Raw genomic sequence first — 25,864 nt, forward strand, 5'->3', positions numbered from 1 at the left:
TTGTTACCCTTCTACTTTTAATTTTTCACGGTCAAGAATTTTGTAGAGATCGATGATAATCAAAAGTCGGTTTGCCACTTTGACAACACCCTTCACATATTCATCCTCCTCAACTCCAACTAAATCCGGAGATGGCTCAATTGAATCTTCTGTTATGTCAATTACATCATTAGCAGCATCTACTACCAAACCTACTTCGATATCATCAAGAGCCACAATAATAATTCGGGACAAATCTGTATACTCACATTCCTCTATGCCAAATCTCTTTCTAAGGTCAATAATGGGAGTGACAACACCGCGCAAATTAATTACGCCCTTAACAAACTGTGCAGTACCTGGAATTCTAGTAATATGTTGAACTTTTTCAATCCCATGGACATAATGGACAGAGATTCCATACTCTTTTCCATTTAACTGAAAAACGATTAGTTTAATATCTTTGGAGACTGATTCGGACATTGGACACACCTCTTTTTCGTCGCCTTCTTTACTCATTTATTATCCAAAGGCAGCTGATTATTTAAGCAAGGCATTGCAATCAACGATCAATGCAACCTGACCGTCTCCAAGTATCGTTGCACCTGGAATGGCAAAGACATTTGTTAGGTAATTACCAAATGATTTTAACACCACTTCCTGTTGACCGATAAAGGAGTCTACAACAAGACCTGCCATCTTTTCCCCTTTTCGAATGATGACAATGGAGACGAATTCACTTTCTTCTTTTACAACAGGTACTTCAAATAAGTCTTTTAAGTATAATAATGGAACAATTTTCCCGCGGAAATCGATAACCTTTTGATTATGAGCGTGAAGAATTTCATCCTTTTTAATAATAGCTGTTTCAATGATCGATGATAATGGAATTGCATACTTTTCCATTTGGATTTCAACCAGCATGACCGAAATAATAGATAAGGTCAGCGGCAATTGAATCGAGAAGATTGAGCCTTTTCCAGCCATTGAATCAACTGAAACGTTCCCCCCAAGATTTTCAATCGTATTTTTCACCACATCTAAACCGACTCCGCGTCCAGAAATATCAGAGATTTTGTCTGCAGTTGAAAAACCTGACGCAAAGATTAATTCATAGACCTGCTTGTCCGTTAATGTAGCAGCAACCTGTTCAGTTACAATACCATTTCTCAAGGCAATCTGTAGTACCTTGTCACGGTTAATTCCTGCACCATCATCTTCTATTTCAATAAAAACATGATTGCCGCTATGATACGCCTTAAGCGTAACAGTGCCTTCCTCACTTTTTCCATTCGCTTTTCTTATTGCAGGAGTTTCAATCCCATGATCCAATGAATTGCGGATTAAATGAACAAGGGGATCTCCTATTTCATCAATAACCGTTCGATCAAGCTCCGTTTCAGCACCAATAATTTCTAAATTTACTTTCTTATCCAAATCCCGTGCAAGCTGTCTTACCATGCGCGGAAAACGATTAAAGACCGTTTCAATCGGCACCATGCGCATATTTAAAATAATATTTTGCAGGTCACCAGTATTTCTTGAGATCCGATCAACCGTTTCCTGCAATTCTTGATTTCTAAGCTCTGAGGCAATTTGTTCGAGTCTTCCTCTATCAATCACTAATTCTTCAAATAAATTTAATAGAATATCAAGCCGTTCGATATTCACCCTTATCGTTTTACTAGCTGCTTTTCCACCCGTCCCGGTTTTGTTATGGTCAGGCTCGGTTGACTTTTGTTTACTGTCTAACGTGTTCTCAGGCTGTGTTACAGGCATTTCTTTTGCTTCCTGTTTGTCCGTACTTTGACTTTGCATCATTGCACTAGTATTTGACGCAATAGCTAAAGGAGAAACAACAGTCACCGTAACAACTTCGACTTCAGAAACATTCAGCACTCTCTTTTCAATATCCTGAGGATTCTCCTTCGAAATCAATGTAACTGTAAAGGCTTTATCAAATTGTTCTTCTTCAAGCTGGTCTACGGATGGCAGCGATTTAATAATTTCACCTTGTTTTTCCAGAACCTCAAAAATCATATAGACCCTTGCTGCTTTCAATAAACAATCATCCCGTAAAGCGACAGATACTTCATACGTTGTAAATCCCTGTTCATGAGATTCCTCGATGAGCGTTCGTTCAAATTCATCATAATCAATTTGCACAGCTGTCTTTTCTTCAACCGCTGCAGCTGCTGCAATCTCTTTTTGCGCTTCTAGATAGGCCGCATTTCCTGTTTCTATCATTTTAAGTTTTCCAACAACAATGGAAACATCTCTTTTTCCATCTCCGCCTTCCGCAATAGAATTAACCATTGCTTCCAAATCATCAACAGCCTGAAAAACAACATCTAATAGTTCAGGTGTAACAGAAATTGTATGATGTCTTATTGCATCCAAAACATTCTCCATTTGATGGGTTAGTTTGGCTAGATCATCATACCCCATAGTCGCAGACATCCCTTTTAATGTATGCGCTGATCGAAAAATTTCATTAATAATTGTCATATCATCTGGTTTTTTCTCTAATTCAAGTAAATTATCGTTACAGGCCTGTAAATGTTCTTTACTTTCTTCAATAAAAACTTCTAAGTATTGATTCATATCCACTTGGCTCACACCCCTCGGAATCAAAGATATTTCAAAATTGTCTTGGCTATATGTTCAACATTTACTACGTCATCAATCAGCTCTGTTGCAATAGCTGCCCTGGGCATACCATACACGATACATGTGTCTTCTGATTCAGCTATCGCCTTAACCAGCCCTGTTTTCTTTAATGTAATTAGCCCTTTTGAACCATCCGACCCCATCCCTGTCATAACGACTGCAATCTTCCCGTATCCGGTTAAATCAGAAGCTGTTTCAAACAAAAGGTCAACGGAAGGACAATGCGTAAAGCTAGTTGTTGTATAATCAAGTTGTAAAGCAATTCTATCCCCGGATGGCTTTATTCTTAAATGACAGCCACCCGGAGCAATATAGGCAGTACTATTCTGCAGAATCTCACCATCCTCCGCTTCCTTTACCGTAATACCCGATAGTGAGTTAAGACGGTTAGCTAACGACTTTGTGAAACCAGCCGGCATATGCTGCACAATCACTATTGGAGCAGCTATCTTTTCCGGTAACGCAGAGAGAACCGTTTGAAGTGCACTTGGACCACCTGTGGAGGTTCCAATCAAAATAATCTTATTTGTTATTTGATACCAATTCATTTTTGAATTTGTTTTATTTGGTTCTATTTTACTATATCTTTCATCGGTGATAGTAGTCTTTTTTCCTTCTAAAGGCTTTATTATTTCTTTATTCACATACATGCACTACCTTTCAAAAAGGAATTGCTTTAACCTGACAACAAAATTCGGCTTTTTGAAGTAAGCTGGCCGGTCAAATTCCTGTTGACGATACTTTTCTACCATACTGAATAAAGCCATCGAGGCGGGGGCTTTTTCATTCAACTGAATAAAAGGTGTTTGCTTTTTAACTGCCTGGGGAATAATAGGGTCCTCTGGCAGGACACCAAGCAAAATAGAACCTTTTTCCAAAAAGTGATCGAGTACCTTTGAAATTCTTTGGTACGTATCAATTCCTTCTTGTTCTGTTTGAGCCCGGTTTACAATAATAATAAACGGGATCGTCTTATTGGTGAGTGTGATATATTTCATTGCCGCATACGCATCCGTTATCGAAGTCGGCTCACACGTCGTAATAACAATCACCTCATCAACCGTCAAAATAAATCGTAAGGAGCTTTCACTCATACCGGCGTCCATATCAAAAATCACATAATCATAATCATTTACTAGATTGGAAAACTGCTCAAAAAAGTCTTGTAATGATTCCTCTGTTATTTTTGTCAGCTGGGTTAAGCCAGTCCCGCCTGAAATATAGTGGATGCCGCCGGGTATTACTGTAATCATGTTTTTAAGCGGAACACCATTTGTAAAGAAATCAGCAATAGAATACATGGATGATGACCCCAAAAGGATGTCAATATTCCCCATTCCAATATCCATGTCAACCAAGAGGACTTTATGTCCCTTATTATGTAATGTAATGGAAAAGTTCAAAGAAACATTTGATTTCCCGACTCCGCCTTTACCACTAATAACAGCAATGGTTTTTGTATTGATGTTGGAATGCTGCTGTAATTTTTCTCTTAATCTTTCTGCTTGATCTTCCATGTTAATCGACTCCAATTATGCGATTTACTACATTCTCAGGAGTAGCTGTAATAAAATCATCTGGTACATTTTGACCATTTGTTATGTATGCGACTGCCTTTTCCTTTTTATAGATCATATTAAAAAGTGAGCCAAACGTCGACGTTTCATCCGCTTTAGAAAATATCATTTTATCAATCGTGATAAGTGAAAATTGTTGATAAATTTCCTCCATATCAATTTGTTTCGATGTTAGTGAAAGGACAAGAAAGGTTTCGATATCCTTTTGAAAATCAATAATTTGATTCAAGTCTTCCACATATTTGCGGTTTCGAAAATTCCTTCCTGCTGTGTCAATAAACACTAGATCATAATCAGAAAAGATTTGCGCTGCTTTTTGAAAATCCTCTAGATTATAGCAAACCTCAATTGGGACATTTAGAATATTTGCATACGTTTTTAATTGTTCAATAGCTGCAATCCGATATGTATCCGTAGTAATGAAAGCTACCTTTTTTTTATATTTCAAGATACAGTCTGCAGCTACCTTAGCTAACGTTGTTGTTTTCCCAACCCCTGTTGGTCCAACAACAAGAATGTATTTCTTCGCAAAGGAAATTCCGCCAAAAGGCAAATGGTTAATTTGCTTGATTAAATAATCTCTTGCCCATTTCCGTACTTCATCACGAGACATTTCCCCACCGTTAGTATACCAAAGCTCGATGGAAGCCTTCATTAGGGAATCCATCAACTCCTGATCAATTCCCTGATTAGTCAACCATCGTTTTGTATCTTGAATTGGATCCGGCAAAGGAATCCCTTCATTACTTTCAAGCTTTACATTTTTAAGAAGCGCCTTTAACTCGGTCAATTCTTTTTGCAGGTCTTCTGAGAGCAATGCATTTTGATTATCGGCGCTTTTCTTAATAGGTGTTTTCGTCGGAGGTGCTAACGTTTCTACAGGCTTCTGTTTTTCTTTTATAGCAGGTTTATTCTGTTCTCCTGGCATTGCATCAAGAGCAGCAATAACCTCAATGCTGTTCTTCTTAAAAAGTCCTAGAAATCCGCCTGTTTGAATCACTCTTGAGTTTAGTATGATGGCTTCATTGCCAAGTTCGCTTCGTATGAGCTTCATGGCTTCCGGCATTGAAGCAGCTCGATATTTTTTTACCTTCAATCTATATTCACCACCCCAACACTTTGAACTTCAACATTAGCTTCCAACTCATTGTAAGATAGAATTGGAATTTGCGGAAAATAACGCTCCGTTAATTGGCGGACATACATACGGACAGCGGGAGAACATAGAACAATTGGCGAATTCTCCATTAACGAAAGATGTTCAACTTGTGCTGCAATAGACTCTAATATTTGCTGTGATGCTTGTGGATCTATGGCTAAATAGTTTCCATGCTCCGTTTGTTGTATTCCATCAGCAATCACTTTTTCAACTTTTCCTGATAACGTTACAACCTTTAATAGATCATTTCCTTGTAAAAATTGATTTGTTATTTGGCGTGCTAGCGATTGTCTTACATATTCTGTCAATAAATCGGTATCAGAAGTAATCTTCCCAAAATCAGCCAGCGTTTCAAAGATAATTGGTAAATTACGAATGGAAATATTTTCTCTTAGTAGTTTAGCCAAAACCTTTTGAACTTCTCCAATAGAAAGTGGATTTGGCGTTACCTCTTCGACAAGTATCGGATAATTCTCTTTAAGGTGGTCAATCAATTGTTTTGTTTCCTGTCTGCCTAATAAATCGTATCCATTTGTTTTGATAACCTCTGTGATATGTGTAGATACAACTGATGGCGGATCAACAACCGTATAACCGAGGATTTCTGCTTCCTCTTTCATATCTTCGGTTATCCATTTTGCAGGCAGACCGAAAGAAGGCTCGATTGTATCAATTCCAACAATTGAATCATCATCAGTACCCGGACTCATGGCTAAATAATGATCTAATAGCAGCTCACCATGCGCCATCTCGATGCCTTTTATTTTCAATCGATATTCGTTTGGCTGTAATTGAATATTATCTCGGATTCGTACAACAGGAATGACTAAGCCAAGTTCGATAGCAAGCTGTCTTCGAATCATGACAATTCGATCAAGTAGGTCTCCACCTTGGTTTGTATCAACAAGCGGTATTAAACCATAGCCAAATTCAAATTCAATTGGGTCCATGTTTAACAGGCTCACAACGCTTTCAGGACTTTTCATTTCATCTGTCTCAACGTCTTCAGCAGCATCTGGCAGGAGTTCTTTTGCTTGCTCAGGTATATTTGTAAACCTCCAGCCAGCAAAAATCAGAAGTCCGGCAATCGGAATGGTCAAAACATCATTAATAGGCGTAAATAACCCTAAACAGAGAATCGTCCCACCAGTTACATACAGCATTTTAGGAAAGTTTAGCAATTGGGATACAATATCCTCACCTAGATTTCCATCTGATGTAGCTCTTGTTACAACGATTCCTGTTGCAGTAGAGATTAATAATGCAGGTACCTGGCTTACAATTCCATCGCCTACCGTTAATAGAGAAAAGTGGCTTGCTGCGTCTGCAATGCCCATACCCTGCTGCAGGACACCAATAATAATTCCAAAAATCAAGTTAATTAATACGATGATTATACCAGCTATTGCATCCCCTTTAACAAATTTACTGGCACCATCCATTGAGCCATAAAAATCTGCCTCGCGGCTGACTTTTTCACGTCTTTCCCTAGCCTGTTGTTCAGAAATCATTCCCGCATTCAAATCAGCATCAATACTCATTTGCTTACCTGGCATGGCATCCAGCGTAAATCGCGCAGCTACTTCAGATACACGTTCAGAACCTTTTGTAATAACAATGAAATTAATGATAACCAAAATAAGGAAAACAACCATACCAACAATTAAATTCCCACCGACAACAAAGGATCCAAAGGTTTCAACTACTCCACCAGCATCACCATGTGTAAGAATTGCTCTCGTAGTTGAGATATTCAGTCCTAAGCGAAACAGTGTCAAGAGCAGCAAAAGAGATGGGAATACAGAAAATTGGAGCGGCTCTGTCATATTCATTGATGTTAACAGAACTAACAATGCTAACGAAATATTTATAATAAGTAAAATACTTAATAACCATGTCGGAAGAGGAATAATGAGCATCGCAACAATCATGATGACGCTTATTATGACAATTAAATCTCTTGCTTTCATGTTATTCCCTCCCCATAAGTAAAGCACAATGCCTGATTCTTTATTCCTAGCTGTACATCTGCATTTCTGTTTGCAATGTCAGATTCATCCCCCAAAAGCTACTTGACCATTTTTTTCGTTCGGTATACATAGGCTAAAACTTCAGCGACCGCTTTAAAAAATTCTTCAGGAATGACATCCCCGATATCGGTTTGACTATATAGAGCCCTTGCCAACGGTCGATTTTCAATCATGATAACTTCATTTTCCTTAGCGACTAATTTGATTTTCTGAGCCACAAAATCAACACCCTTTGCCACGACAAACGGTGCATCAAATTTGGTTTCATCGTATCTTAAAGCAATTGCATAATGAGTTGGATTAGTAATAATGACATCTGCATTCGGGACCTCCTGCATCATACGGCTCATCGCCATTTCACGCTGCTTTTGCTTAATCTTTGACTTGATTAGCGGATCCCCTTCGGAATTCTTATATTCGTCTTTAATATCCTGCTTTGACATTCGGATATTTTTTTCAAAATCATATTTTTGGTAAAGAAAGTCCAGAAGAGCTAAAAATAATAAGGCGCCACCTGCATACAACCCCATCTTAACAGTCAAATCTGCTAGAAAGGCAAACGCAGCCCCAACTGTTTTTTGAGATAATGTCAAGATTTCATCCAAGCTGTTCCAGATTACTAGAAAGGTAATCATACCGACAATGCAAATTTTTAAAATGGACTTTAAAAATTCAACAATTGAGCGAAGTGAGAAAATACGCTTAAATCCTTTAATCGGATCTATTTTTTCTAGTTTCATCTGAATCGCTTCCGTTGAAAAAATGAACCCGACCTGAAAATAATTAGCTGCCACACCCGCCACCAAAGCCACCAGCATAATGGGACCGACAAAAAGAACCAGTTCTTTTAACAGCTCGATAAGGATCATAAAAATCGTTTCTTCTGTCAAATCCATCAGCATATAATCTTGAAAAGAATGCTCAAGAATAGATACTAGTTTTTTCAATAAATACGAACCGGCAAATAAAAAAAACATAAAAACAGCAAGTAAACCAATTGCAGTATTCACATCTTGGCTTTTTGCAACCTGACCCTTTTTTCTTGCATCCGTTCTCTTTTTAGGAGTTGCTTTTTCTGTTTTCTCACCGGCAAAAAATTGCAAATCCAATGTAACTAGTTTCAATGTTACAGACCCCCAAGAAGATTCAACAGCCCTCTCATTGTAGTCAGCATCGTTTCAAAAATTCGCGAAACAACAGCCATCATCGTGCCCATAACGACTATTAATATCAAAAAGCTGACACCAATTTTCAGCGGAATTCCCACTACAAAGATATTTAACTGTGGAAATGTTCGTGCAGTAATACCAAGTGCAACATCAACAAGAAACAGGCTCCCTACAATCGGCAGAGACATTTGCAGTGCGATCATAAACATCGTACTAAATGATTTTAATATAAATTGCAGCATTTTCTCAGACCCTAGCGGCAGCCAAGCCTTATCAAGCGGAATAAATTGATAGCTATAATAAATTCCATCTATGATTAAATGATGTCCGTTAACCATTAAAAGAAAAAATAAGCTAATGATATATAAATACTGACCCATCAGGGGGCTTTGGGCTCCTGTTTGCGGATCCATCACATTCACCATGCCAAATCCCATTTGAAAATCAATAAATCCACCTGCTGTTTGGATTGCAGACATAATCAAATAGGCTATGAAACCTAGAAGAATGCCAATTAGTGCTTCCTTAAGGATTAGCAAAATATAAAATCCATCAATTTCTAACACAGCCGCATCTACATCAGCAAACAAAATCATAGCTAAAAAAAAGCCAAACCCTACTTTAAAAGTAGTCGGGATTGTCCGATAAGAAAAAAGAGGCATCATTAAGAAAAAGGATGTTACCCTGACAAATATGAGCAAAAATACAGGGAACATTTCGATTATCTCCACCATAACAATCAGCCTATAAACCTAATTAAATTTGAAAATATATTGTTTGTATACGAAATTAAATGGCTGAGCATCCAAGGGCCAAAAAATACAATACCCAATAATACAGCGACAATTTTCGGAATAAACGCTAATGTTTGTTCTTGAATTTGTGTTGTAGCCTGAAAAATACTTACGACCAATCCAACGACAAGTGCAAGTGCCAAAAGCGGGCCGCTAATCAAGAGAACGACCCATATTCCTTCTTCCGCTATTTCAATGACCGTTTCAGGAGTCATTCTTTTCACCTACTTAAAAACTTTGTAGCAGAGATTTCACAACTAAGTTCCATCCATCTACAAGGACAAATAACAAGATTTTAAACGGTAATGAGATCATAACAGGAGGAAGCATCATCATCCCCATAGACATTAAAACACTGGCCACCACCATATCGATCACTAAAAAAGGGATAAAGATCATAAACCCTATTTGAAATGCTGTTTTCAGCTCACTGATCGCAAAGGCAGGAACAAGAGCAGTAAGCGGTATATCCTGAATCGACTTAGGGCTTTCTGTTTTTGCATAATTTAGAAATAATGCCAAATCCTTTTGTCTGGTATTCGCACTCATAAACTCCTTAAATGGAACAACAGCTTTATCATAGGCCTGTTCTAAATTGATTTCATTGTTAAATAAGGGTGTCAATGCCTCTGTATTTACCTCCTGAAAGGTAGGTGCCATAATAAAGAAGCTCAAAAACAATGATAATCCAATAATTACCTGGTTTGGCGGCATTTGCTGTGTGGCAAGAGCCGTTCTGACAAAGGACAGTACAATGACGATTCTGGTAAAACAAGTCATTAGGATCAGAATACTCGGTGATAGAGAGAGAACCGTTAATAAAAGTACAAGCTTTACAGACGTAGATACATTTTCAGGTGAACTATTGTTAAAAAACTCCATGAACTCATTCATTGCTTGTCCGAACCCTTCTCTTTCTCTATTTCATCGTATAGTTCCTGTCTCCCTTTTGATAGATCACCTAACTGCTTTTTAAGCAAAGATTGAAAACTGCTGCTCTCATTCTTTTTCTCGGAACTACCGCTCTTCTTCATCAATACCTTTGACAGTATATCACCAGGTTGTGTCAGCTGATCCATTCTGCTGTTATAAGCAGAAAGCAGCGCTTCATATTCTTGCAGATCATCAATTTCCTTTATCAATTGGACATTTTCCCCAACACCGACCACAAGAATTTTCTTTCCTACTTTGATTAATTGAACAGATCGGTTTGCACCAAGTGTTGCACCGCCTAAATTTTCTATTAGTTGCGAACCTTTATATAAATGTCCTTTTTTATTAACAAACTTCAAAATAATATAAAGCAGTGCGACAACAAAAACGGTTGCTGCTATCATTTTGATAAAATCCCATATTGTTAATCCTACCGTACGATTAGCAGCTGATTGATTTGAATCAGTACTGTCAGTTGTCATACTCTGTTTTGTATCCAATTGTTCTCCACATGCATCAGGTTGTTCCAAGCAGTCTTTTACACTTTTATTAACTTGCTCTGCTGAGGTTTGTGTCTGAAACCCCAATAGAGCAAGTATAAGAAAAAAGACTATGAAACAGAATTGTTTGTTACGCAACATCCTGCACCCTCTAAAAATAAGTCTTAACCAAGCGTCTTCGAGATGGCTTCCAATACACGGTCAGCTTGAAATGGTTTAACAATAAAATCCTTTGCCCCCGCTTGAATCGCATCAATAACCATAGCCTGCTGTCCCATTGCAGAACACATGATCACCTTAGAATTTGGGTTCATTTTTCTAATTTCTTTTAATGCAGTGATACCATCCATTTCAGGCATCGTGATATCCATTGTAACAAGGTCAGGATGCAGTTCTTTATATTTTTCAACAGCCTGTTGACCATCTGCAGCTTCCCCGACAACCTCATAGCCATTCTTTGTTAATATATCCTTTATCATCATCCTCATAAATGCAGCATCATCTACAACTAAAATTCTATGCGCCATTAATCTTCTACCCCCATAGTGATTTTTGTATTGATCTTGTTGAAATGATTTAACTTTACGTTATTTTAGCTTTTTGATTCGGTCTGATTGGCTAATAATGTCAGTAACCCTAACACCAAAGTTTTCATCAATCACAACCACTTCTCCCTTGGCGATCAATCTGCTGTTGATAAGAATATCGACTGGTTCACCAGCCAGCTTATCTAGTTCAATGATTGAACCAGGAGACAGCTCAAGTATTTCTTTCACTGACCTTTTCGTTCGGCCTAATTCAACCGTAACTTGTAACGGTATATCAAGCAGCATATCAAGGTTTTTTGGTTCATTTTCTTGCATATGGTACGGTTCAAAATTTGAGAACATCGCCGGCTGTACATTTGGTTGAACACCAGGATGATTCGCAGAACCAAAATGCTGTGGACCAATAGGTTGATTCACAGGATTCGCACCCATTTGATTACCCGAATAATTCTGTTGGTAAAAAAACTGTTCATGCTGCTGGCTGCCTGAACCAAAAGGAGCCTGTACCGTATTGCTTTGTTGTCCAGGATAGTCAAGCTGGTTTTGAGACACTTGATTATTCTGCAGTTCCTGATAGTTTTCAACAGGCTGCGGTGGTACATTCACATCTTGAATGGTATCTGCAATCGGGTTTAATAATTCATCTACTAACCCTTTGGCAAAGTCGAGCGGAAGCAGCTGCATAATATTGGAATCAATTAAATCACCAATTTTTAAGCGAAAAGAGACCTTTACCAGCTTATCTTCATTTGGAATTTTATCAGTTCCAGTACCTTGGAGCATATCTAATATATCAATAGAAGGTGGCGAAATATCCACTCGTTTACTAAAGATGGTTGACATTGATGTTGCTGCAGAGCCCATCATTTGATTCATGGCTTCTTGAACTGCACTCATTTGGATTTCGTCCATCATCTCCGATGGGTTTCTTCCATCACCTCCAAGCATTAAATCCGCAATAATAGCGGCATCACTTTGTTTAATCACTAATAAATTCGTACCGGAAAAGCCTTGTGTATAGCTTACTTGAATGGCTACATACGGATGAGGAAATTCCTCGGTTAATCGATGCTGTAGTACAACTGAAACTTCCGGAGTTGTAATATCAACCTTTTGATTTAATAGAGTAGACAACGCAGTAGCAGAGCTTCCAAATGAAATATTGCCTATTTCTCCCAGCGCATCTTTTTCCATTTCAGATAAAAATTCATCCATATTGAAATCAGAAGTGACCACAGATACATCATCACTACCTCTGAGTAAAGCATCAATCTCTTCCTGTGAAAGCATTTCATTACTCATGTTCGTCATCTCCCCCCTTCCATGTATCTAATACTTGAAGCGCTAATTTTTTATTCATTTTCCCTGGCTGCCCGACGAATTTAGGAACCTCGCCAACTTTTAACAGTAAAGGTTCATCAATCGATTGATTTAATTCAATCACATCGCCAATATCAAGCATGAGAAAATCCTGTATCGATATGTTTGCCGAACCCAGCTCGACTGAAATGGGGATTTCCGCCTGTTGAATTTTCTTTTCAATCCGTTTGACCTCTTCCGGCTCCCGGACTTTTTTGTCTGTCTGCATCCAATATTGAATCGATAATTTGGGTATAATCGGCTCGAGCACAACATGTGGTATACAGATATTAATCATCCCACTCGTATCTGCAATGGCCGTATTCAGAGAAATGACAACAACCGTCTCATTTGGTGATACCATGCGTAAGAACTGTGGATTCACTTCAAATTCTGACAAAATTGGGTCTATCTCAACAATGGTTTCCCATGCTTCTTGAAGATAATCACATGCCTTTTCAAAAATAGCTGACATAATCTTTGTTTCGATTTCTGTTAAGTTATCTACCTTATTAATACTTGTCCCCTTACCACCCATCATTCTATCCATCATGGCATACGCAATATTAGGATTGACTTCCATTAGGATTCGACCTTCTAACGGTGGGACATCAAATACATTTAGTATCGTCATTTTTGGTATGGAGCGAATAAATTCTTCGTATGGAATTTGATCAGCAGATGCGACACTAATTTGGACATATGTTCTTAATTGAGCAGAAAAAAAGGTTGTTAAGAGTCTTGCGAAGTTTTCATGGATCCGCGTTAAGCTGCGGATTTGGTCTTTTGAAAAACGCAGAGCCCTTTTGAAGTCATATACTTTTACCCGCTTCTCATCTTCCTCTTTCTTTAATTCATCTGCATTCATTTCCCCTGTTGACAGCGCGGACAATAATGCATCTATCTCATGCTGAGAAAGTACATCTCCTGACATCAAACTCACCTCCATGTATTAAACTTTTCTTGGGATGTCTCTTACTGGAGGAGGAATTGCGTGATATACACCTTTTCAACTTCACCATCCTGCATAACCTCATTGATACCAGTCTTAAGCTTTTCTTCCAGCTGCATTTGACCTTCTTTCCCTTTTATCGTGTCAGAAGTTAGTTCAGATAATTCCAGGATAATAATATTGTTCACTTGAAAATTACGTTTTTCTAATTCTTCTTTCGCTTCTTTACTATCTGTTTGAATTTTAAATGAAATACGGATAAAAGCATCATCAGCAAGGTTCGTTGTAATTTCCGGAATATCTACAGAAGCCTCAAGGACTTCATCAATCGTCGGTTCTGCATTTTTATCTTGACCATTATGATTCAACACCATTACAACAGCCACTGCTCCAACTAGGGCAATCGCAACAAGAAGGATTAACATGATCATGACAAGCTTATTATTCTTCACTATCATTTCCCCCTATCTGTTGACCAAGAAGATTTACAGTTTGGTAGAATTCACGAATCAACTCCAGCACCTTATCTTCCTTTTCTTTGACAATATACTTACTGCCATTTGTCAGTGTAATGGTTGTATCTGGAAAAGACTCTATTGTTTCTATGTATAACGCATTAATTATAAATGGTTTCCCGTTTAATCGCGATACTCTAATCACTGTTAAATTAAGGGTTAAAGGAGGCCCTTTAACCCTATCCCTCCCTTAAATTAGCGTTTTAGATTTACTAATTCCTGCAGTATTTCATCTGATGTTGTGATAATTCTTGTATTAGCCTGGAATCCCCGCTGTGCTACAATCATGTCGGTAAATTCTTCCGAAAGGTCAACGTTTGACATTTCCAGAGCACCAGATACGATGGTACCTTGTCCGTTGGCTCCTCCAGGAACATCTACTTTTGGATCCCCAGAGTTCGTTGATTCTTGATAGTTATTAGCACCAACTTTCTCTAACCCACCGTTATTGGCAAATTTAGCAATTGAAATCTGACCAGCTGTTTGCAGAGCACCTGCATTATCTATATAAGAAACGGTACCGTCATTACCGATACTGAAGCTTTTTGCATTAGTAGGAATGTTTATTTTTATTTTTCCCTGACCTTGAAGATATTTCCCATCAGAATTGACAACATTTCCTTCATCGTCTAAATAAAAATTACCTGCCCGTGAATAAGTCTTTTCATTTCCATCTCCTTTGGCAAGGATAAAATATCCATCACCTGATATAGCTAAGTCCAATGTTCTAGCAGTGGTTTGTAAGCTTCCTTGAGTGTCTATGGTATCGATAGTCGATAACTGTGATCCTAATCCCACCTGCTTAGGATTAACACCACCCATTTGTGTCGTAGTAGAAGGTGCACTAGCACCGGAAATACTTTGACTCACCAAATCCTGGAACGTTACACGGCCTTTTTTGAATCCGTAAGTGTTAACATTTGAGATATTATTTCCGATTACATCTAATTTTGTTTGAAAGTTTTTCATTCCGCTGATTCCGGAATACATTGATCTTAGCATGTCCCATTTCTCCCTTCAGAACTAGCTGCGTCAGTCGGTCGGCAGCTTTAAGGCTTCCTTATAGGTCCAGCCTTATTCATCCATTAAAATTGTGCCATTGATGTTCGTGAATATTTGAGTTGCGGCTTCAGCCCTGTTCATGGCTGTAATAACCGTATTATTTTTCGCACTGACAATTAAGGCCGCATCTTCTAAAAGTACAAGGGATTCTTTCACGCCCATGTTTTTAGCCTGCTTCACTTTTTCATCAATCTGCTCCCAGCGTGCCTCATTAATGGTAATGCCTCTTTGTTCAAGCCTCTCCTTAGCATGCTTTGATATCGTTAGTTTATCTTGATTCGGTTTGATCGCCGATTGGAGTTCCGCTGCAAAGGATGTACCAGACTGCTGGTCTGATTTTTGCATTTTTTTCATATTTCCCTGAATAAGTGGCTGTGTCAGCGGTCTGTATACTCGCATGAAATACCCCCTTTATTCGATTTTAATCATTTGTGATGCTGTTATTGCCGTGTTATCTGCATCGTCTAATTGAAAGGCTGCTTTTCCATTTTTAAACGAAACTGATTTGATTGTGGCAGTTACTTCCTCATTTGATTCATTTACGAACGTTACTTTTTTGCCAATCATCATGCTCGCTTGAATCATGTTTGACTCAGGAGTGGTTTCGTTTACTTGTGAAATATTGGCCGGTTCAAGCTCTGTACCGTCTTCAAGAATAAAAAGTACATTTTCATCCTTATACTGAATACTCGCAACCTTACCTGACCCTTCCTTCACTTCTTGTGTACCATCCTCTCGTTCGATCAGTTTATGCCAGGTAATCTCTTGACCAACAAATTGATTATAGGAAATGAGTAAACTTTGCTGCTGCTGTGACATAAACCGTTCGAGCGTACTGTTCATATTTGTCATCTGCTCCAAAGAAGAAAATTGTGCCATTTGAGCAATAAACTCAGTATCCTGCATTGGGTTTGATGGATCTTGATTTTGCAGCTGTGTCATTAACAGCTTTAAAAAGTCATCCTTACCTAGCTCTGATGACCCAGTCTTCCTTTCCGCCTTCTGGTAATTGGAGAGATAAAGATTAGAATCAATAGTATTGGTCATTTGCTTTCACTCCTACGCTTCTACATTTAACAGGACTTCCTCGAAAGAAGCAGCAAGCGACTGATTTCCACCACTTTCCTGCTTTTCATCCTGCTGGCCCGGCTGCTGTTGTTCCGGCTCCTTTTGTGGATCTCGATTAAAGAATCGCTCCTGTTGAAACTGCTGAGCAATTTCAATTTTTTCCACTTGAAGATTTTGAGAAACAAAAGCCTGCTTTAGACTTTGAATTTGCGATTCTAATAGATCCTTAGCATTTGCAGTTGTAGTTAAAATTTTTGCTGTCAGTAAAGAATCCTGCTGTGTTAATTCAATTCGTAACGCCCCTAAATGTTCTGGGTACAGCTTAATAAACAGCTTTTGACTCCCGCCTGAAGTAATGAACTGACTTTTGGCCAGGATCGATTCGAATTGTTTGATGAGCTGATCTTTTGTAACCATTTGACCTGATTGCTCCTGCAGCAATACTAATTGGTCCTGTTTTGACAGGAATGAAAGAGAATGCATCTGACCACTTGGATTAAACCTGGTGTTATAGTTTCCATCTGTCGAACTCTTAATCTCTTCAGACTGATTTAATTCTTTTACAAGCGGAGCAAACACTTTATCTAGCAATTCTGCTTTGCTATTAGAAGAATTTCCGTTCAAAATAGCTTCTAGCTGATCAGTAGTTTTTTGTAGAAGCTTTTCCATCTGTAAATTGTTTTCATTGGGCTTTTCATAGTGTAAAAGTAATTCAAGAAGTTTGAAGGTTTTGGCTAACTGAATTCCTTGCTGGTCTGTCGTAAACGTCGTTTGATCGATATTTACTGCCGGTAGAAGTCCAAGCACTGACATCAATGCTTCATTTAAATCCATGTCAGGCAACTTCTCTAGTAGCTCCGAAAGCTCTTCCCCAGTTTGAAGTTTATTTCCATCATTCTTTTCTACTTTCAACCCCTGTAAGAAACCCTTTATTGCCGATTTTAATTCAGCTTCATCTAGATGCAGCTCATCTAAAATTAGTTTAGATACATCAGCATTTCCTTCTCCAAGCAATTGCTCTATTATGGCACTTCCTGATTCAATTTCGGTTAAGTCAGAGGCTTGTAATAGCTGGACAATTTCTTTAAGCTCTTCACTCGAAAGCATAAGTGTGTCCTGACTTGTAGACAGTTCCCTTTCGCCGCTTGTTTTTGGCTGCCCCAGACCGGATAATATATGAGCAAATCCTTGTTTATTAGAAATGTTCGTTTTTGCTGTTTGCGATACAGGAGATTGTGAAATACTGCCTAATGCTCCGATTTGCATCTCTACTAATTCACCTCCTTTCAGTACATAATTAAATCGATGTCTATTCTCTACTGCTGTTATTTGTTAATAATGCTGTATATTTAGCTGCATCTGCCGCATTCATTTTTTCAAGTATTGCTGCTAATATATCGGGCTTTAAGCTTGATAATATTTTTAATGCTTCATCATCATTCATTTCAGCAATAATAGGTGCTGCCTTTTTGGCTGAAATGGATTCAAATGTATTGACAATATCATTAAAGCTCTGCTGTCCTGTCTTCTCGTCTAAAAGCAACTCATCTATTTGTGATTGTAATTGTTCCTTTTCCAGCAGAAGTGTCTCAATTTCTGAATCTTTTCCTTTTATGTCTGCTTCAAGTTTTGCGATAGCCGCTTCTCTATCTTTCATTTCTGCCTTCAACTTTGTTACTGAACTTTCCGCTTCATTAAGTGCCTGCTTATCACTCGCTTCTTCCCTTGTCGGTACAAACGGAATTTTGTCTCGAAGCTCGTCAGCTTTTTCAAATACATTTATACCTGCAACAGTTAATACAAGGACAGCTACAGTTAAGGCAAATAAGGCCGGAATGACAATCACTACAAAAAACCATTGTATTTTACTGTATTTCTTTTCTTCCTGTTCTTCTATTAACTTTTCCATGGTTACACCTAGCTTCCTCGATGTACAAAGTGTTGAATCGAGATATCGTCCATTTGTTTCGCTTCCACCTGCTTTACTTCATCCAGGAACTCACGCAAGCCCTTTTCCTTCATTTTTTCATATTTTTTCACTTCGATATTCCTTTGCATCAGCTTTTCCTGTTGAAAAATCATATGATTACGGGCATTCAACACCATTTGCTGATATTGCTCAATTGATTTTTGCAGGTTTACAATAAATTGCTGATGATGTCTTATCTCCTGAACAGGTAAGCCGCTTACAAGCTTCATTGACTGATAGCTTTCTAGATCCTCTTTCTTTTTCAGCAATTCATAAAGCTTTTCAGCTACTTCTTCAAATCGCTTTACTGAATCATTATAGACAGTAAGTGCTTCGTTTTTCTCGCGTTCCTTCACAGACATAATTTTTTCAAGCTTAAATTGGTACCCCATGATGTTATTCTCCATTTCCGATTAATTGATATAAGGTATTGACACTATCCTTTAAGGACATCTTTTCATGGGTTGCCTGCTTTAAAAAGGAAATAATCTCAGGATATAATTGGATGGCCGTGTCTATCTCCCTTGAAGATCCCTTTTTATATGCACCAATATTAATTAAATCCTCTGCATTATAATACGTACTTAAAAGCTCCCTTAGCCTCTCAGCTGATTTAACATGTTCCCGATTAACGATATTATTCATCACGCGGCTGACGCTTTTTAGTACATTAACGGCAGGATACTGACCTTTATTTGCCAGGCTTCGATCAAGTACAAAATGCCCGTCAAGTATGCCTCGTACTGTGTCAGCTATCGGCTCATTCATATCATCACCATCAACAAGAACGGTATAAAAAGCAGTAATAGAACCAAGTTCATTTGTTCCTGTTCGCTCCAATAACTTTGGTAGTAAAGCGAAAACAGATGGTGTATATCCTTTTGTCGTAGGGGGTTCGCCTATTGCCAGTCCAACTTCCCTTTGTGCCATGGCAAACCGCGTGACAGAGTCCATCATTAACATCACATTCATACCTTGATCGCGAAAATATTCAGCAATTGCTGTGGCTGTAAGGGCTCCTTTTATACGCATCAAGGCAGGCTGATCAGAGGTTGCTACAACAACTATGGAACGCTGCAATCCCTCTGACCCAAGATCTTTCTCGATAAATTCTCGTACCTCTCGGCCCCGTTCACCAATCAAGGCTATAACGTTTAAATCAGCTTTTGTATTTCGTGCCACCATCCCAAGCAGTGTACTTTTACCCACACCACTTCCGGCAAAAATACCGACACGCTGACCATTTCCAACCGTTAATAAACTATCAATCATCCGTACACCTACTTCGATTGGTTCAGATATCGGCGGCCTTTTTAACGGATTTGGCGGGGATTGCTCTGTAGGTACAGTGATTAGACCCTTTGGTAAATCGTTTCCGTCAAGTGGGTTTCCTAATGCATCAATTACATTGCCAATTAACGCAGACCCAACTTTAATTTCTAGCGGCTTCAATGTAGCTTCGACAAGGCTGCCCGGCGCAATATCATTTACAGATGTATAGGGCATCAGAATGACAATTTCCCCCTTAAACCCTACCACCTCTGCTTGAATCACCCTGTGTTTTCGATGTCGGACGTGGATAAGACACAAGTCTCCAATCGAGCTTTCTGGTCCTTGCGATTCAATCATAAGACCGACAACTTGTTTGACTCTCCCATACCGTTTATAGGAGTCAATGTCATCAAGACTGTGAACTAATTCAGCTGCCTTCATGATGATCACGCTCCAGCCATTCAGACAGTTTTCGTTTTATTTCTGAAACCTGGGTATCGATACTTGCATCAATACGGCCATATGGAGATTCTAACCGGCAGCTGCCTTCAGATAAATCACTATCCGGATAAATAAAAAGCGTTGTATCATGTGGAAAAACAGCTAGCAGTTCTTCCTTTTTGGAAAGAAGGTATTCGTAGTTTTCAGGATGTACGTGTATTTCCACTTCCTGAAATTCCTTTACCTCCCGGACTGCCTTTTTTACCAGTGATAAAAAGTAACCATGATCATCTTCAATCTTTTGATTAACAATTTTCTCAGCAATTCCCACGGCCAATTCTAAAATGGTGTTTTCGGATGTGTCTAAATATGCATGATAATCCTTTTGGGCAGCATGAATGATTTGTTCAGCTGACTGCAGTTTTTCTTGATACTCAGAATATCCCTTCGTTTCACCTTGCACCCAACCAGCACTATAGCCTTCTTCCCTGGCTTGATTTATCAACAATTCCCGTTCCTCTATCCATGCATCCCGGGCTTGCTGCGCCTGAGCAAAGAGTTGTTCGGCCTCACTTTTTGCCTGCGACTTGATTCTGTCGGCTTCAAGCAGTGCCTCCTCAATTATTTGAAAAGAGGTTTCTGATTCTGGTTCTGGGGCTGCCTTTGCAGAGAAATCCTCATTTACTTCAGGGATATTAAATAATTTTATTGAAATGACTTTTTTATCTGATGGGGCATCCGGCCATTGTGACTTAATGAGCCTAGACAATGATATCATCTCCTCCACCACGGGCTATGACAATTTCTCCTGCTTCTTCTAAACGGCGTATGATTGCAACAATCCGTGATTGAGCTTCTTCTACATCACGTAATCGAACAGGGCCCAAATACTCCATTTCTTCCTTAAATGTTTCAACCATTCGTGTTGACATGTTTTTAAAGACTGTTTGCTTCACTTCATCACTAGATACTTTGAGTGATAGTAAAAGATCTTCATTTTCACATTCACGAATAATCCGTTGAATGGAACGATTATCCAATGTAACAATATCTTCGAAAACAAACATTCGTTTTTTAATTTCTTCGGCCAGTTCGGGATCCTGTATTTCGAGTGCATCTAATATCGTTCTCTCAGTTGTTCTATCAACACCATTTAAAACCTCAACAACAGCCTCAATACCACCTGTTTGCGTGTAGTCCTGCGTAACCGTTGTTGACAGCTTTCGTTCTAATATCTGTTCGATCTCATTTATTATTTCTGGAGACGTGCTGTCCATAACGGCAATTCGTTTTGCAATATCCGCTTGCATCTCCTGTGGCAGCTCTGATAGGATTTGACCAGCCTGCTGCGCATCTAAATAGGAAAGAATTAAGGCAATGGTTTGCGGGTGCTCATTTTGAATAAAATTTAGAATCTGGGCAGGGTCCGCCTTTCTGGCGAAGTCAAAAGGACGTACCTGTAATGAAGACGTAAGGCGGTTTAAAATAACAGTTGCCTGCTCTTCACCAAGCGCCTTTTCAAGAACGGTTTTTGCATAACCAATCCCGCCCTGTGCAATATAATCCTGTGCAAGCGCGATTTGATGGAACTCTTCCACTACTTCTTCCTTAGCCTGACTGTCCACCCTTTTTACTCCGGAAATTTCTAAGGTTAATTTTTCAATTTCTTCTTCGCTTAAATGCTTATAAACTGATGCAGAAACATCAGGACCGAGAGAAATTAAAAGAATGGCCGCCTTTTGCTTTCCACTTAATTCCTTTTGTTCTTTTCTCGCCATCTTAATCCTCTCCCTTTAGTCCTCAGCTATCCATGAGCGCAACAGTTTTGCAAATTCCTCCGGCTTTTCCTTTGCCATTTTTTCTAGCTGTTTTTTGCGGAGACTGTTTTCCGTTTCATGACTTTCATTTACATCAGGAACTTCAATAGGCTGAATGAAATCTTCCATACTAACCTCTTCTTCCTTAATGCGCTGTCTACGGGCTCTCATAAACAGGAATACCAACAATCCAATTACCGCAACAAGCACTCCACCAATAGCATAAACCCACCATGGAACTCGGAACTTCTCTCCATCATCAAATGTAACTTTTCCTTTAAAAGGCTGAACAGATACAGATATTTTTTGATTAATGTCATCATCTGTTAGCTCAGGATTTTCATTTTTATCAATGGAAGTTCTAACAATCGTTGCAAGCATATTTTTAATATCGTCTATTCGTTCCCCAGATAATGATTCAGGATTATCCGCTTCTGGCGGCTCTACCATCACCTGAATCCCGAGATCTCTCACCTTGTACGGACTTTCAACAATTTCTTTTCGAATTCTATTAATCTCGTAATTAATCGTATCATCTACTTTTTCGTAATCACCGTTATTAGTACTTCCAGATGCTTCCGTATATCCAGTATCTCCTGTTGTCTCTGCTTGAGGAACTCCTTCAGGTGCATTGCCCGTACCTGTGTACGCTTCGGTAATTTTTTGGGCGCTGATTGCAATCCCTTCCATATTTTCCTCATCAACAGGTGTCACGAGGTTCTCTTCACGATTTTCCTGGGAAAAGTCGATATCTGCTGTTACAGAAACAACAACTTTATCCTGCCCCATCAATGTGCCTAGCATAGTTTGTACTTGTCGCTGTACATCTCGTTCAATTTCCTTTTTTACTTCCTGTTGGTTCGCAAACATAGAGCCGGCTAAATTATTTTCACTTTTTAAATCAAAATACTCAAAGTTTTGGTTCATTATGACGATATTATCTGTAGGCAGGTTTGGAACACTTTTTGAAACCAATTGATATAAAGCTGTAATTTGATTTTGTTCAAATTGATAGCCTGGTTTTGTATTTAATACAATCGAAGCTGAGGCCTCTTTGACTTGATCGTTGACGAATAAACTAGCTTCAGGGAGATTAATCATTACATTTGCATCAGTAATTCCTTCAATCCCTTTTATAAGATTTGCCAGCTCTGTTTGCATAGCATCCAGCTTCAGCACATTAAATTCATTTTCAGTTGTTCCCATACCCGCATTTTGACTAAAAAAGGAATAATCAATACTGCCTGATTTAGGCAAGCCCTCTGCAGCCAGTTCGACTTTCAATGAATCTACAATTTCCTCTGGAACGTTAATCGTTTGACCCCCATCAGTTATTTCTGATTCAATCCCTCTTCCATCGAGGCTTTCTTTAATAGAACCGGTCTCAGAAGGAGTGAGATTGCTATATAGAGGCACTAGGTTTGTCCTTGTTGTCAAAAAAGTAATGACCCCGGCGGCCAATAAAATACAAGCTACAGCACTTATCCAAACAATTCGCTGTTTTTTGGTGCGGCTTGTCCAGTACTCTTTTAGTGGATAGATAAATTTTTGTAACATTTCCTTCATGGTTTTCCCCCGGTTATTAAATCTGATTGGTCAGTAGTAAATAACCGCCAAACTAAACAAAATTTCCTATTAAACTTGCATTCTCATCATTTCTTGATATGCTTCAACAGCTTTATTGCGAATTTCAAGTGTCATCTGCATGGTAATACTCGCTTTTTGTGAAGCAATCATTACCTGATGCAAATCAACGTTTTGCCCAAGTGCTAATTTTTCAGTCAATTTATCTGATTCAACTTGTGCCTGGTTAACTTTCTCTATTGAATCCTTAAGAAAGGATGAAAAACTTTTCTGTGCCTGAGCAGGAGTTACAGCAGATTGTGAAGCTTTCAACATATTGGTTGATGCTGCCGGTGTAAACGAAATAGGGTTCATTTATCAGTCATTCCTTTACTTACCAATTTCTAGTGCTTTCATCAGCATGTTCTTAGATGCATTTAAAACCGTAACATTCGCCTCATATGATCTTGTTGCACTCATTAGATCAACCATTTCCTTCAATGGGTCAACATTTGGTTTTTGTACATATCCTTCTTCATTTGCATCTGGGTGCGTCGGATCATACACAAGCTGAAATGGCGTTTCATCTTCAACGATTTTGCTTACTTTTACACCGTTGCCAGCACCCTGGCTGCTAGTATTTAAGGCCGTCTGCAGATAAGAAGAAAATTGATCTTCCTTTGCCTGCATAACAACCGATTTCCGTCGATAGGGCTCCCATTCTCCGTTAACTAGCTTAGCACGCGTTGTATCAGCATTGGCCATATTTGATGATACAACATCCATTCGGAGACGCTGCGCTGTTAACGCTGACGCTGTTGTATTCATACTATGGAAGATTGACATTACTTCCCACCTCTAATCACATTCTGCAGTGTTGAAAATTTCCCGCTGATTCTTTCTGTCAATGCATTGTAGTAGATTTGATTTTTGGCTAAATCTGACATTTCCTGATCGATGTCAACACTATTGCCATTCTCGTTATAAGAAACTGATTTTTTGTTCATAATCGAGATGGATGGGTCTAATGATTTTGTAAAGACATAATGTCTATTGTCGGAACGATTTGTTGGGATTGATTGTCCAACAGCTTGATCAAGGGCAGCTTTGAAGCTGACATCCTTTGCTTTATAATTCGGTGTATCCACGTTCGCAATATTTTGTGAGATGACCTTTTGTTTTGCGGATGAATAATTTAGCGCATTCTCCAACGTGGATATCGTGCCTGAAAATAAGCTCATAATTACACCTCTATATCCCTATAATAATTAAAATAGAAGAAATATGTAGAATTTTGAGGAAATAGGACGAATCCATAGTTACAAATCTTATTGTAATGAAATCGTAATAATATGTCTACGACTGTAGTGTTAATTTTATTAAGTAAATAGTCCCATTTTGAACAAACACGCCCAATATCCCTTTGTTTATTGTAATTGATTAAAGACCTGCTATACAATACCGACAAAAATAAATTAAGATATTTAATCCAATATACCTATAAACGCTTAATTAGATAGAAGATGACTAATAAATATTAACTATTAATTTTAGTAATCACAAATTGTAAAAACTATATTTATTACTATCTTTACAATTTGTCGAAAAATATTCACACTTTGTTACAAAAAGTTTTCTTATATAACAACAACAAAAAAATAAAAAAAATCATCTGCATACAAACAGATGATTTTCCATTGATTTATTAGTTTGTCTTTAATTTTTCTAGTTCAAGTAAAAATTTATCATTTAGAACCTTAATGTAAGTTCCCTTCATTCCTAATGAACGCGATTCAATAACGCCTGCACTTTCAAGCTTACGAAGTGCGTTCACAATTACAGAACGAGTAATACCTACTCGGTCAGCAATCTTTGAAGCAACCAACAGTCCTTCCGTACCGTTTAATTCTTCAAATATATGTTCAATTGCTTCTAGTTCACTATATGATAATGAGCTGATAGCCATTTGAACAACCGCTTTACTACGTGCTTCCTCTTCAATTTCCTCTGCCTTCTCATGAAGAATTTCCATCCCGACAACCGTTGCACCATATTCCGCAAGAATTAAATCATCATCACAGAACTGTTCTTCTAATCTTGACAAAATAAGTGTACCAAGGCGATCTCCTCCGCCAATAATTGGCACAACCGTTGTTAAACCGCTAGCAAAAAGGTCCTTGTTTTCTGATGGAAAAGCAGAATAATCACTTTCAATTGAAAGGTTTGGTGTTGTTTCATTAATGCTGAATAAATTTTTTGTATATTCTTCAGGGAATTGACGATCCTCTAGCATTTTTTTCATCCGGTCATTTTCAATCTGTTGATTAACAGAGAAACCAAGCAATTTACCTCGACGGCTTACCACAAAGATGTTTGAATTAATGACATCACTCAATGTTTCAGCCATCTCTTTGAAGTTAACTGACTTTCCAGTAGCCTTTTGCAGCATTGCATTAATTTTTCTTGTTTTTGATAATAAATCCATTA

Annotated in this window: 30 protein-coding genes; all 30 read right to left on the reverse strand. The window is 38.4% G+C overall.

What is annotated here, in order from left to right; all coding sequences use genetic code 11:
- Positions 1-3 precede the first annotated feature (3 nt).
- Complete coding sequence (locus tag ACHUFV_RS05055) at positions 4-462, reverse strand: chemotaxis protein CheW (protein WP_394232509.1); 459 nt, start codon at positions 460-462, stop codon at positions 4-6.
- A 57-nt stretch (positions 463-519) separates the two neighbouring features.
- Positions 520-2,589, reverse strand: coding sequence for a chemotaxis protein CheA (locus ACHUFV_RS05060; RefSeq protein WP_394232510.1), 2,070 nt, complete (start codon positions 2,587-2,589; stop codon positions 520-522).
- A 20-nt stretch (positions 2,590-2,609) separates the two neighbouring features.
- On the reverse strand, positions 2,610-3,293 hold the full coding sequence (locus ACHUFV_RS05065) for a CheB methylesterase domain-containing protein (RefSeq protein ID WP_394232511.1): 684 nt from the start codon (positions 3,291-3,293) through the stop codon (positions 2,610-2,612).
- 9 nt (positions 3,294-3,302) lie between these two features.
- Positions 3,303-4,166 carry a MinD/ParA family protein gene (locus ACHUFV_RS05070; RefSeq protein ID WP_394232512.1) on the reverse strand — a complete coding sequence of 288 codons (864 nt, stop codon included), beginning with the start codon at positions 4,164-4,166 and terminating at the stop codon, positions 3,303-3,305.
- Position 4,167: 1 nt separating this feature from the next.
- The gene (flhF, locus tag ACHUFV_RS05075) at positions 4,168-5,322 is read right to left on the reverse strand and encodes a flagellar biosynthesis protein FlhF (protein ID WP_394232513.1); all 1,155 of its coding nucleotides are present in this window, start codon (positions 5,320-5,322) and stop codon (positions 4,168-4,170) included.
- The gene (flhA, locus tag ACHUFV_RS05080; protein ID WP_394232514.1) at positions 5,319-7,355 is read right to left on the reverse strand and encodes a flagellar biosynthesis protein FlhA; all 2,037 of its coding nucleotides are present in this window, start codon (positions 7,353-7,355) and stop codon (positions 5,319-5,321) included. The genes flhF and flhA overlap by 4 nt, the downstream gene beginning before the upstream one ends.
- A gap of 98 nt (positions 7,356-7,453) precedes the next feature.
- A complete protein-coding gene (gene flhB / locus ACHUFV_RS05085; RefSeq protein ID WP_394232515.1) occupies positions 7,454-8,539 on the reverse strand; it encodes a flagellar biosynthesis protein FlhB in 1,086 nt (361 codons plus the stop codon).
- A gap of 2 nt (positions 8,540-8,541) precedes the next feature.
- Entirely contained in the window at positions 8,542-9,318 is a 777-nt protein-coding gene (fliR, locus tag ACHUFV_RS05090; protein ID WP_394232516.1) for a flagellar biosynthetic protein FliR, read from the reverse strand.
- A 5-nt stretch (positions 9,319-9,323) separates the two neighbouring features.
- Positions 9,324-9,593: a flagellar biosynthesis protein FliQ gene (fliQ, locus tag ACHUFV_RS05095; protein ID WP_394232517.1), complete on the reverse strand. Its 270-nt coding sequence runs from the start codon at positions 9,591-9,593 to the stop codon at positions 9,324-9,326.
- Positions 9,594-9,606: 13 nt separating this feature from the next.
- Positions 9,607-10,272, reverse strand: coding sequence for a flagellar type III secretion system pore protein FliP (gene fliP, locus ACHUFV_RS05100; RefSeq protein ID WP_394232518.1), 666 nt, complete (start codon positions 10,270-10,272; stop codon positions 9,607-9,609).
- The gene (locus ACHUFV_RS05105) at positions 10,269-10,841 is read right to left on the reverse strand and encodes a flagellar biosynthetic protein FliO (RefSeq protein WP_394232519.1); all 573 of its coding nucleotides are present in this window, start codon (positions 10,839-10,841) and stop codon (positions 10,269-10,271) included. Before ACHUFV_RS05105 ends, fliP begins: the two co-directional genes overlap by 4 nt.
- Positions 10,842-10,975: 134 nt before the next feature.
- Complete coding sequence (locus ACHUFV_RS05110) at positions 10,976-11,338, reverse strand: response regulator (RefSeq protein WP_394232520.1); 363 nt, start codon at positions 11,336-11,338, stop codon at positions 10,976-10,978.
- 60 nt (positions 11,339-11,398) lie between these two features.
- Positions 11,399-12,661 (reverse strand): flagellar motor switch phosphatase FliY, encoded by a 1,263-nt coding sequence (fliY, locus tag ACHUFV_RS05115; RefSeq protein WP_394232521.1) that lies wholly within the window; start codon positions 12,659-12,661, stop codon positions 11,399-11,401.
- Positions 12,654-13,652, reverse strand: a complete 999-nt coding sequence (gene fliM / locus ACHUFV_RS05120; RefSeq protein ID WP_394232522.1) for a flagellar motor switch protein FliM — start codon at positions 13,650-13,652, stop codon at positions 12,654-12,656. The genes fliY and fliM overlap by 8 nt, the downstream gene beginning before the upstream one ends.
- 41 nt (positions 13,653-13,693) lie before the next feature.
- Entirely contained in the window at positions 13,694-14,122 is a 429-nt protein-coding gene (gene fliL / locus ACHUFV_RS05125) for a flagellar basal body-associated protein FliL (protein ID WP_394232523.1), read from the reverse strand.
- The gene (locus ACHUFV_RS05130; protein WP_394232524.1) at positions 14,112-14,330 is read right to left on the reverse strand and encodes a flagellar FlbD family protein; all 219 of its coding nucleotides are present in this window, start codon (positions 14,328-14,330) and stop codon (positions 14,112-14,114) included. Before ACHUFV_RS05130 ends, fliL begins: the two co-directional genes overlap by 11 nt.
- Before the next feature lie 50 nt (positions 14,331-14,380).
- Positions 14,381-15,187 (reverse strand): flagellar basal body rod protein FlgG, encoded by an 807-nt coding sequence (flgG, locus tag ACHUFV_RS05135; protein WP_394232525.1) that lies wholly within the window; start codon positions 15,185-15,187, stop codon positions 14,381-14,383.
- 72 nt (positions 15,188-15,259) lie between these two features.
- Positions 15,260-15,646 carry a TIGR02530 family flagellar biosynthesis protein gene (locus ACHUFV_RS05140; protein WP_394232526.1) on the reverse strand — a complete coding sequence of 129 codons (387 nt, stop codon included), beginning with the start codon at positions 15,644-15,646 and terminating at the stop codon, positions 15,260-15,262.
- Positions 15,647-15,658: 12 nt separating this feature from the next.
- On the reverse strand, positions 15,659-16,294 hold the full coding sequence (flgD, locus tag ACHUFV_RS05145; protein ID WP_394232527.1) for a flagellar hook assembly protein FlgD: 636 nt from the start codon (positions 16,292-16,294) through the stop codon (positions 15,659-15,661).
- 12 nt (positions 16,295-16,306) lie between these two features.
- A complete protein-coding gene (locus tag ACHUFV_RS05150; RefSeq protein ID WP_394232528.1) occupies positions 16,307-17,581 on the reverse strand; it encodes a flagellar hook-length control protein FliK in 1,275 nt (424 codons plus the stop codon).
- A gap of 43 nt (positions 17,582-17,624) precedes the next feature.
- On the reverse strand, positions 17,625-18,224 hold the full coding sequence (locus ACHUFV_RS05155) for a MotE family protein (protein ID WP_394232529.1): 600 nt from the start codon (positions 18,222-18,224) through the stop codon (positions 17,625-17,627).
- A gap of 8 nt (positions 18,225-18,232) precedes the next feature.
- A complete protein-coding gene (gene fliJ / locus ACHUFV_RS05160; protein WP_394232530.1) occupies positions 18,233-18,676 on the reverse strand; it encodes a flagellar export protein FliJ in 444 nt (147 codons plus the stop codon).
- A gap of 4 nt (positions 18,677-18,680) precedes the next feature.
- A complete protein-coding gene (fliI, locus tag ACHUFV_RS05165) occupies positions 18,681-19,997 on the reverse strand; it encodes a flagellar protein export ATPase FliI (protein ID WP_394232531.1) in 1,317 nt (438 codons plus the stop codon).
- Positions 19,984-20,766 (reverse strand): flagellar assembly protein FliH, encoded by a 783-nt coding sequence (gene fliH / locus ACHUFV_RS05170; RefSeq protein ID WP_394232532.1) that lies wholly within the window; start codon positions 20,764-20,766, stop codon positions 19,984-19,986. Before fliH ends, fliI begins: the two co-directional genes overlap by 14 nt.
- A complete protein-coding gene (gene fliG / locus ACHUFV_RS05175) occupies positions 20,759-21,775 on the reverse strand; it encodes a flagellar motor switch protein FliG (RefSeq protein WP_394232533.1) in 1,017 nt (338 codons plus the stop codon). Before fliG ends, fliH begins: the two co-directional genes overlap by 8 nt.
- A gap of 15 nt (positions 21,776-21,790) precedes the next feature.
- Positions 21,791-23,380, reverse strand: coding sequence for a flagellar basal-body MS-ring/collar protein FliF (gene fliF / locus ACHUFV_RS05180; protein ID WP_394232534.1), 1,590 nt, complete (start codon positions 23,378-23,380; stop codon positions 21,791-21,793).
- 69 nt (positions 23,381-23,449) lie between these two features.
- A complete protein-coding gene (gene fliE / locus ACHUFV_RS05185; RefSeq protein ID WP_394232535.1) occupies positions 23,450-23,752 on the reverse strand; it encodes a flagellar hook-basal body complex protein FliE in 303 nt (100 codons plus the stop codon).
- A 15-nt stretch (positions 23,753-23,767) separates the two neighbouring features.
- A complete protein-coding gene (gene flgC, locus ACHUFV_RS05190) occupies positions 23,768-24,223 on the reverse strand; it encodes a flagellar basal body rod protein FlgC (RefSeq protein WP_394232536.1) in 456 nt (151 codons plus the stop codon).
- Positions 24,223-24,618, reverse strand: coding sequence for a flagellar basal body rod protein FlgB (flgB, locus tag ACHUFV_RS05195; protein ID WP_394232537.1), 396 nt, complete (start codon positions 24,616-24,618; stop codon positions 24,223-24,225). Before flgB ends, flgC begins: the two co-directional genes overlap by 1 nt.
- A 464-nt stretch (positions 24,619-25,082) precedes the next feature.
- Positions 25,083-25,862: a GTP-sensing pleiotropic transcriptional regulator CodY gene (gene codY, locus ACHUFV_RS05200; protein WP_394232538.1), complete on the reverse strand. Its 780-nt coding sequence runs from the start codon at positions 25,860-25,862 to the stop codon at positions 25,083-25,085.
- Positions 25,863-25,864: the final 2 nt, after the last annotated feature.

The organism is Niallia oryzisoli (genome assembly GCF_043641075.1).
GTDB classification, from domain to species: domain Bacteria; phylum Bacillota; class Bacilli; order Bacillales; family Cytobacillaceae; genus Bacillus_BD; species Bacillus_BD oryzisoli_A.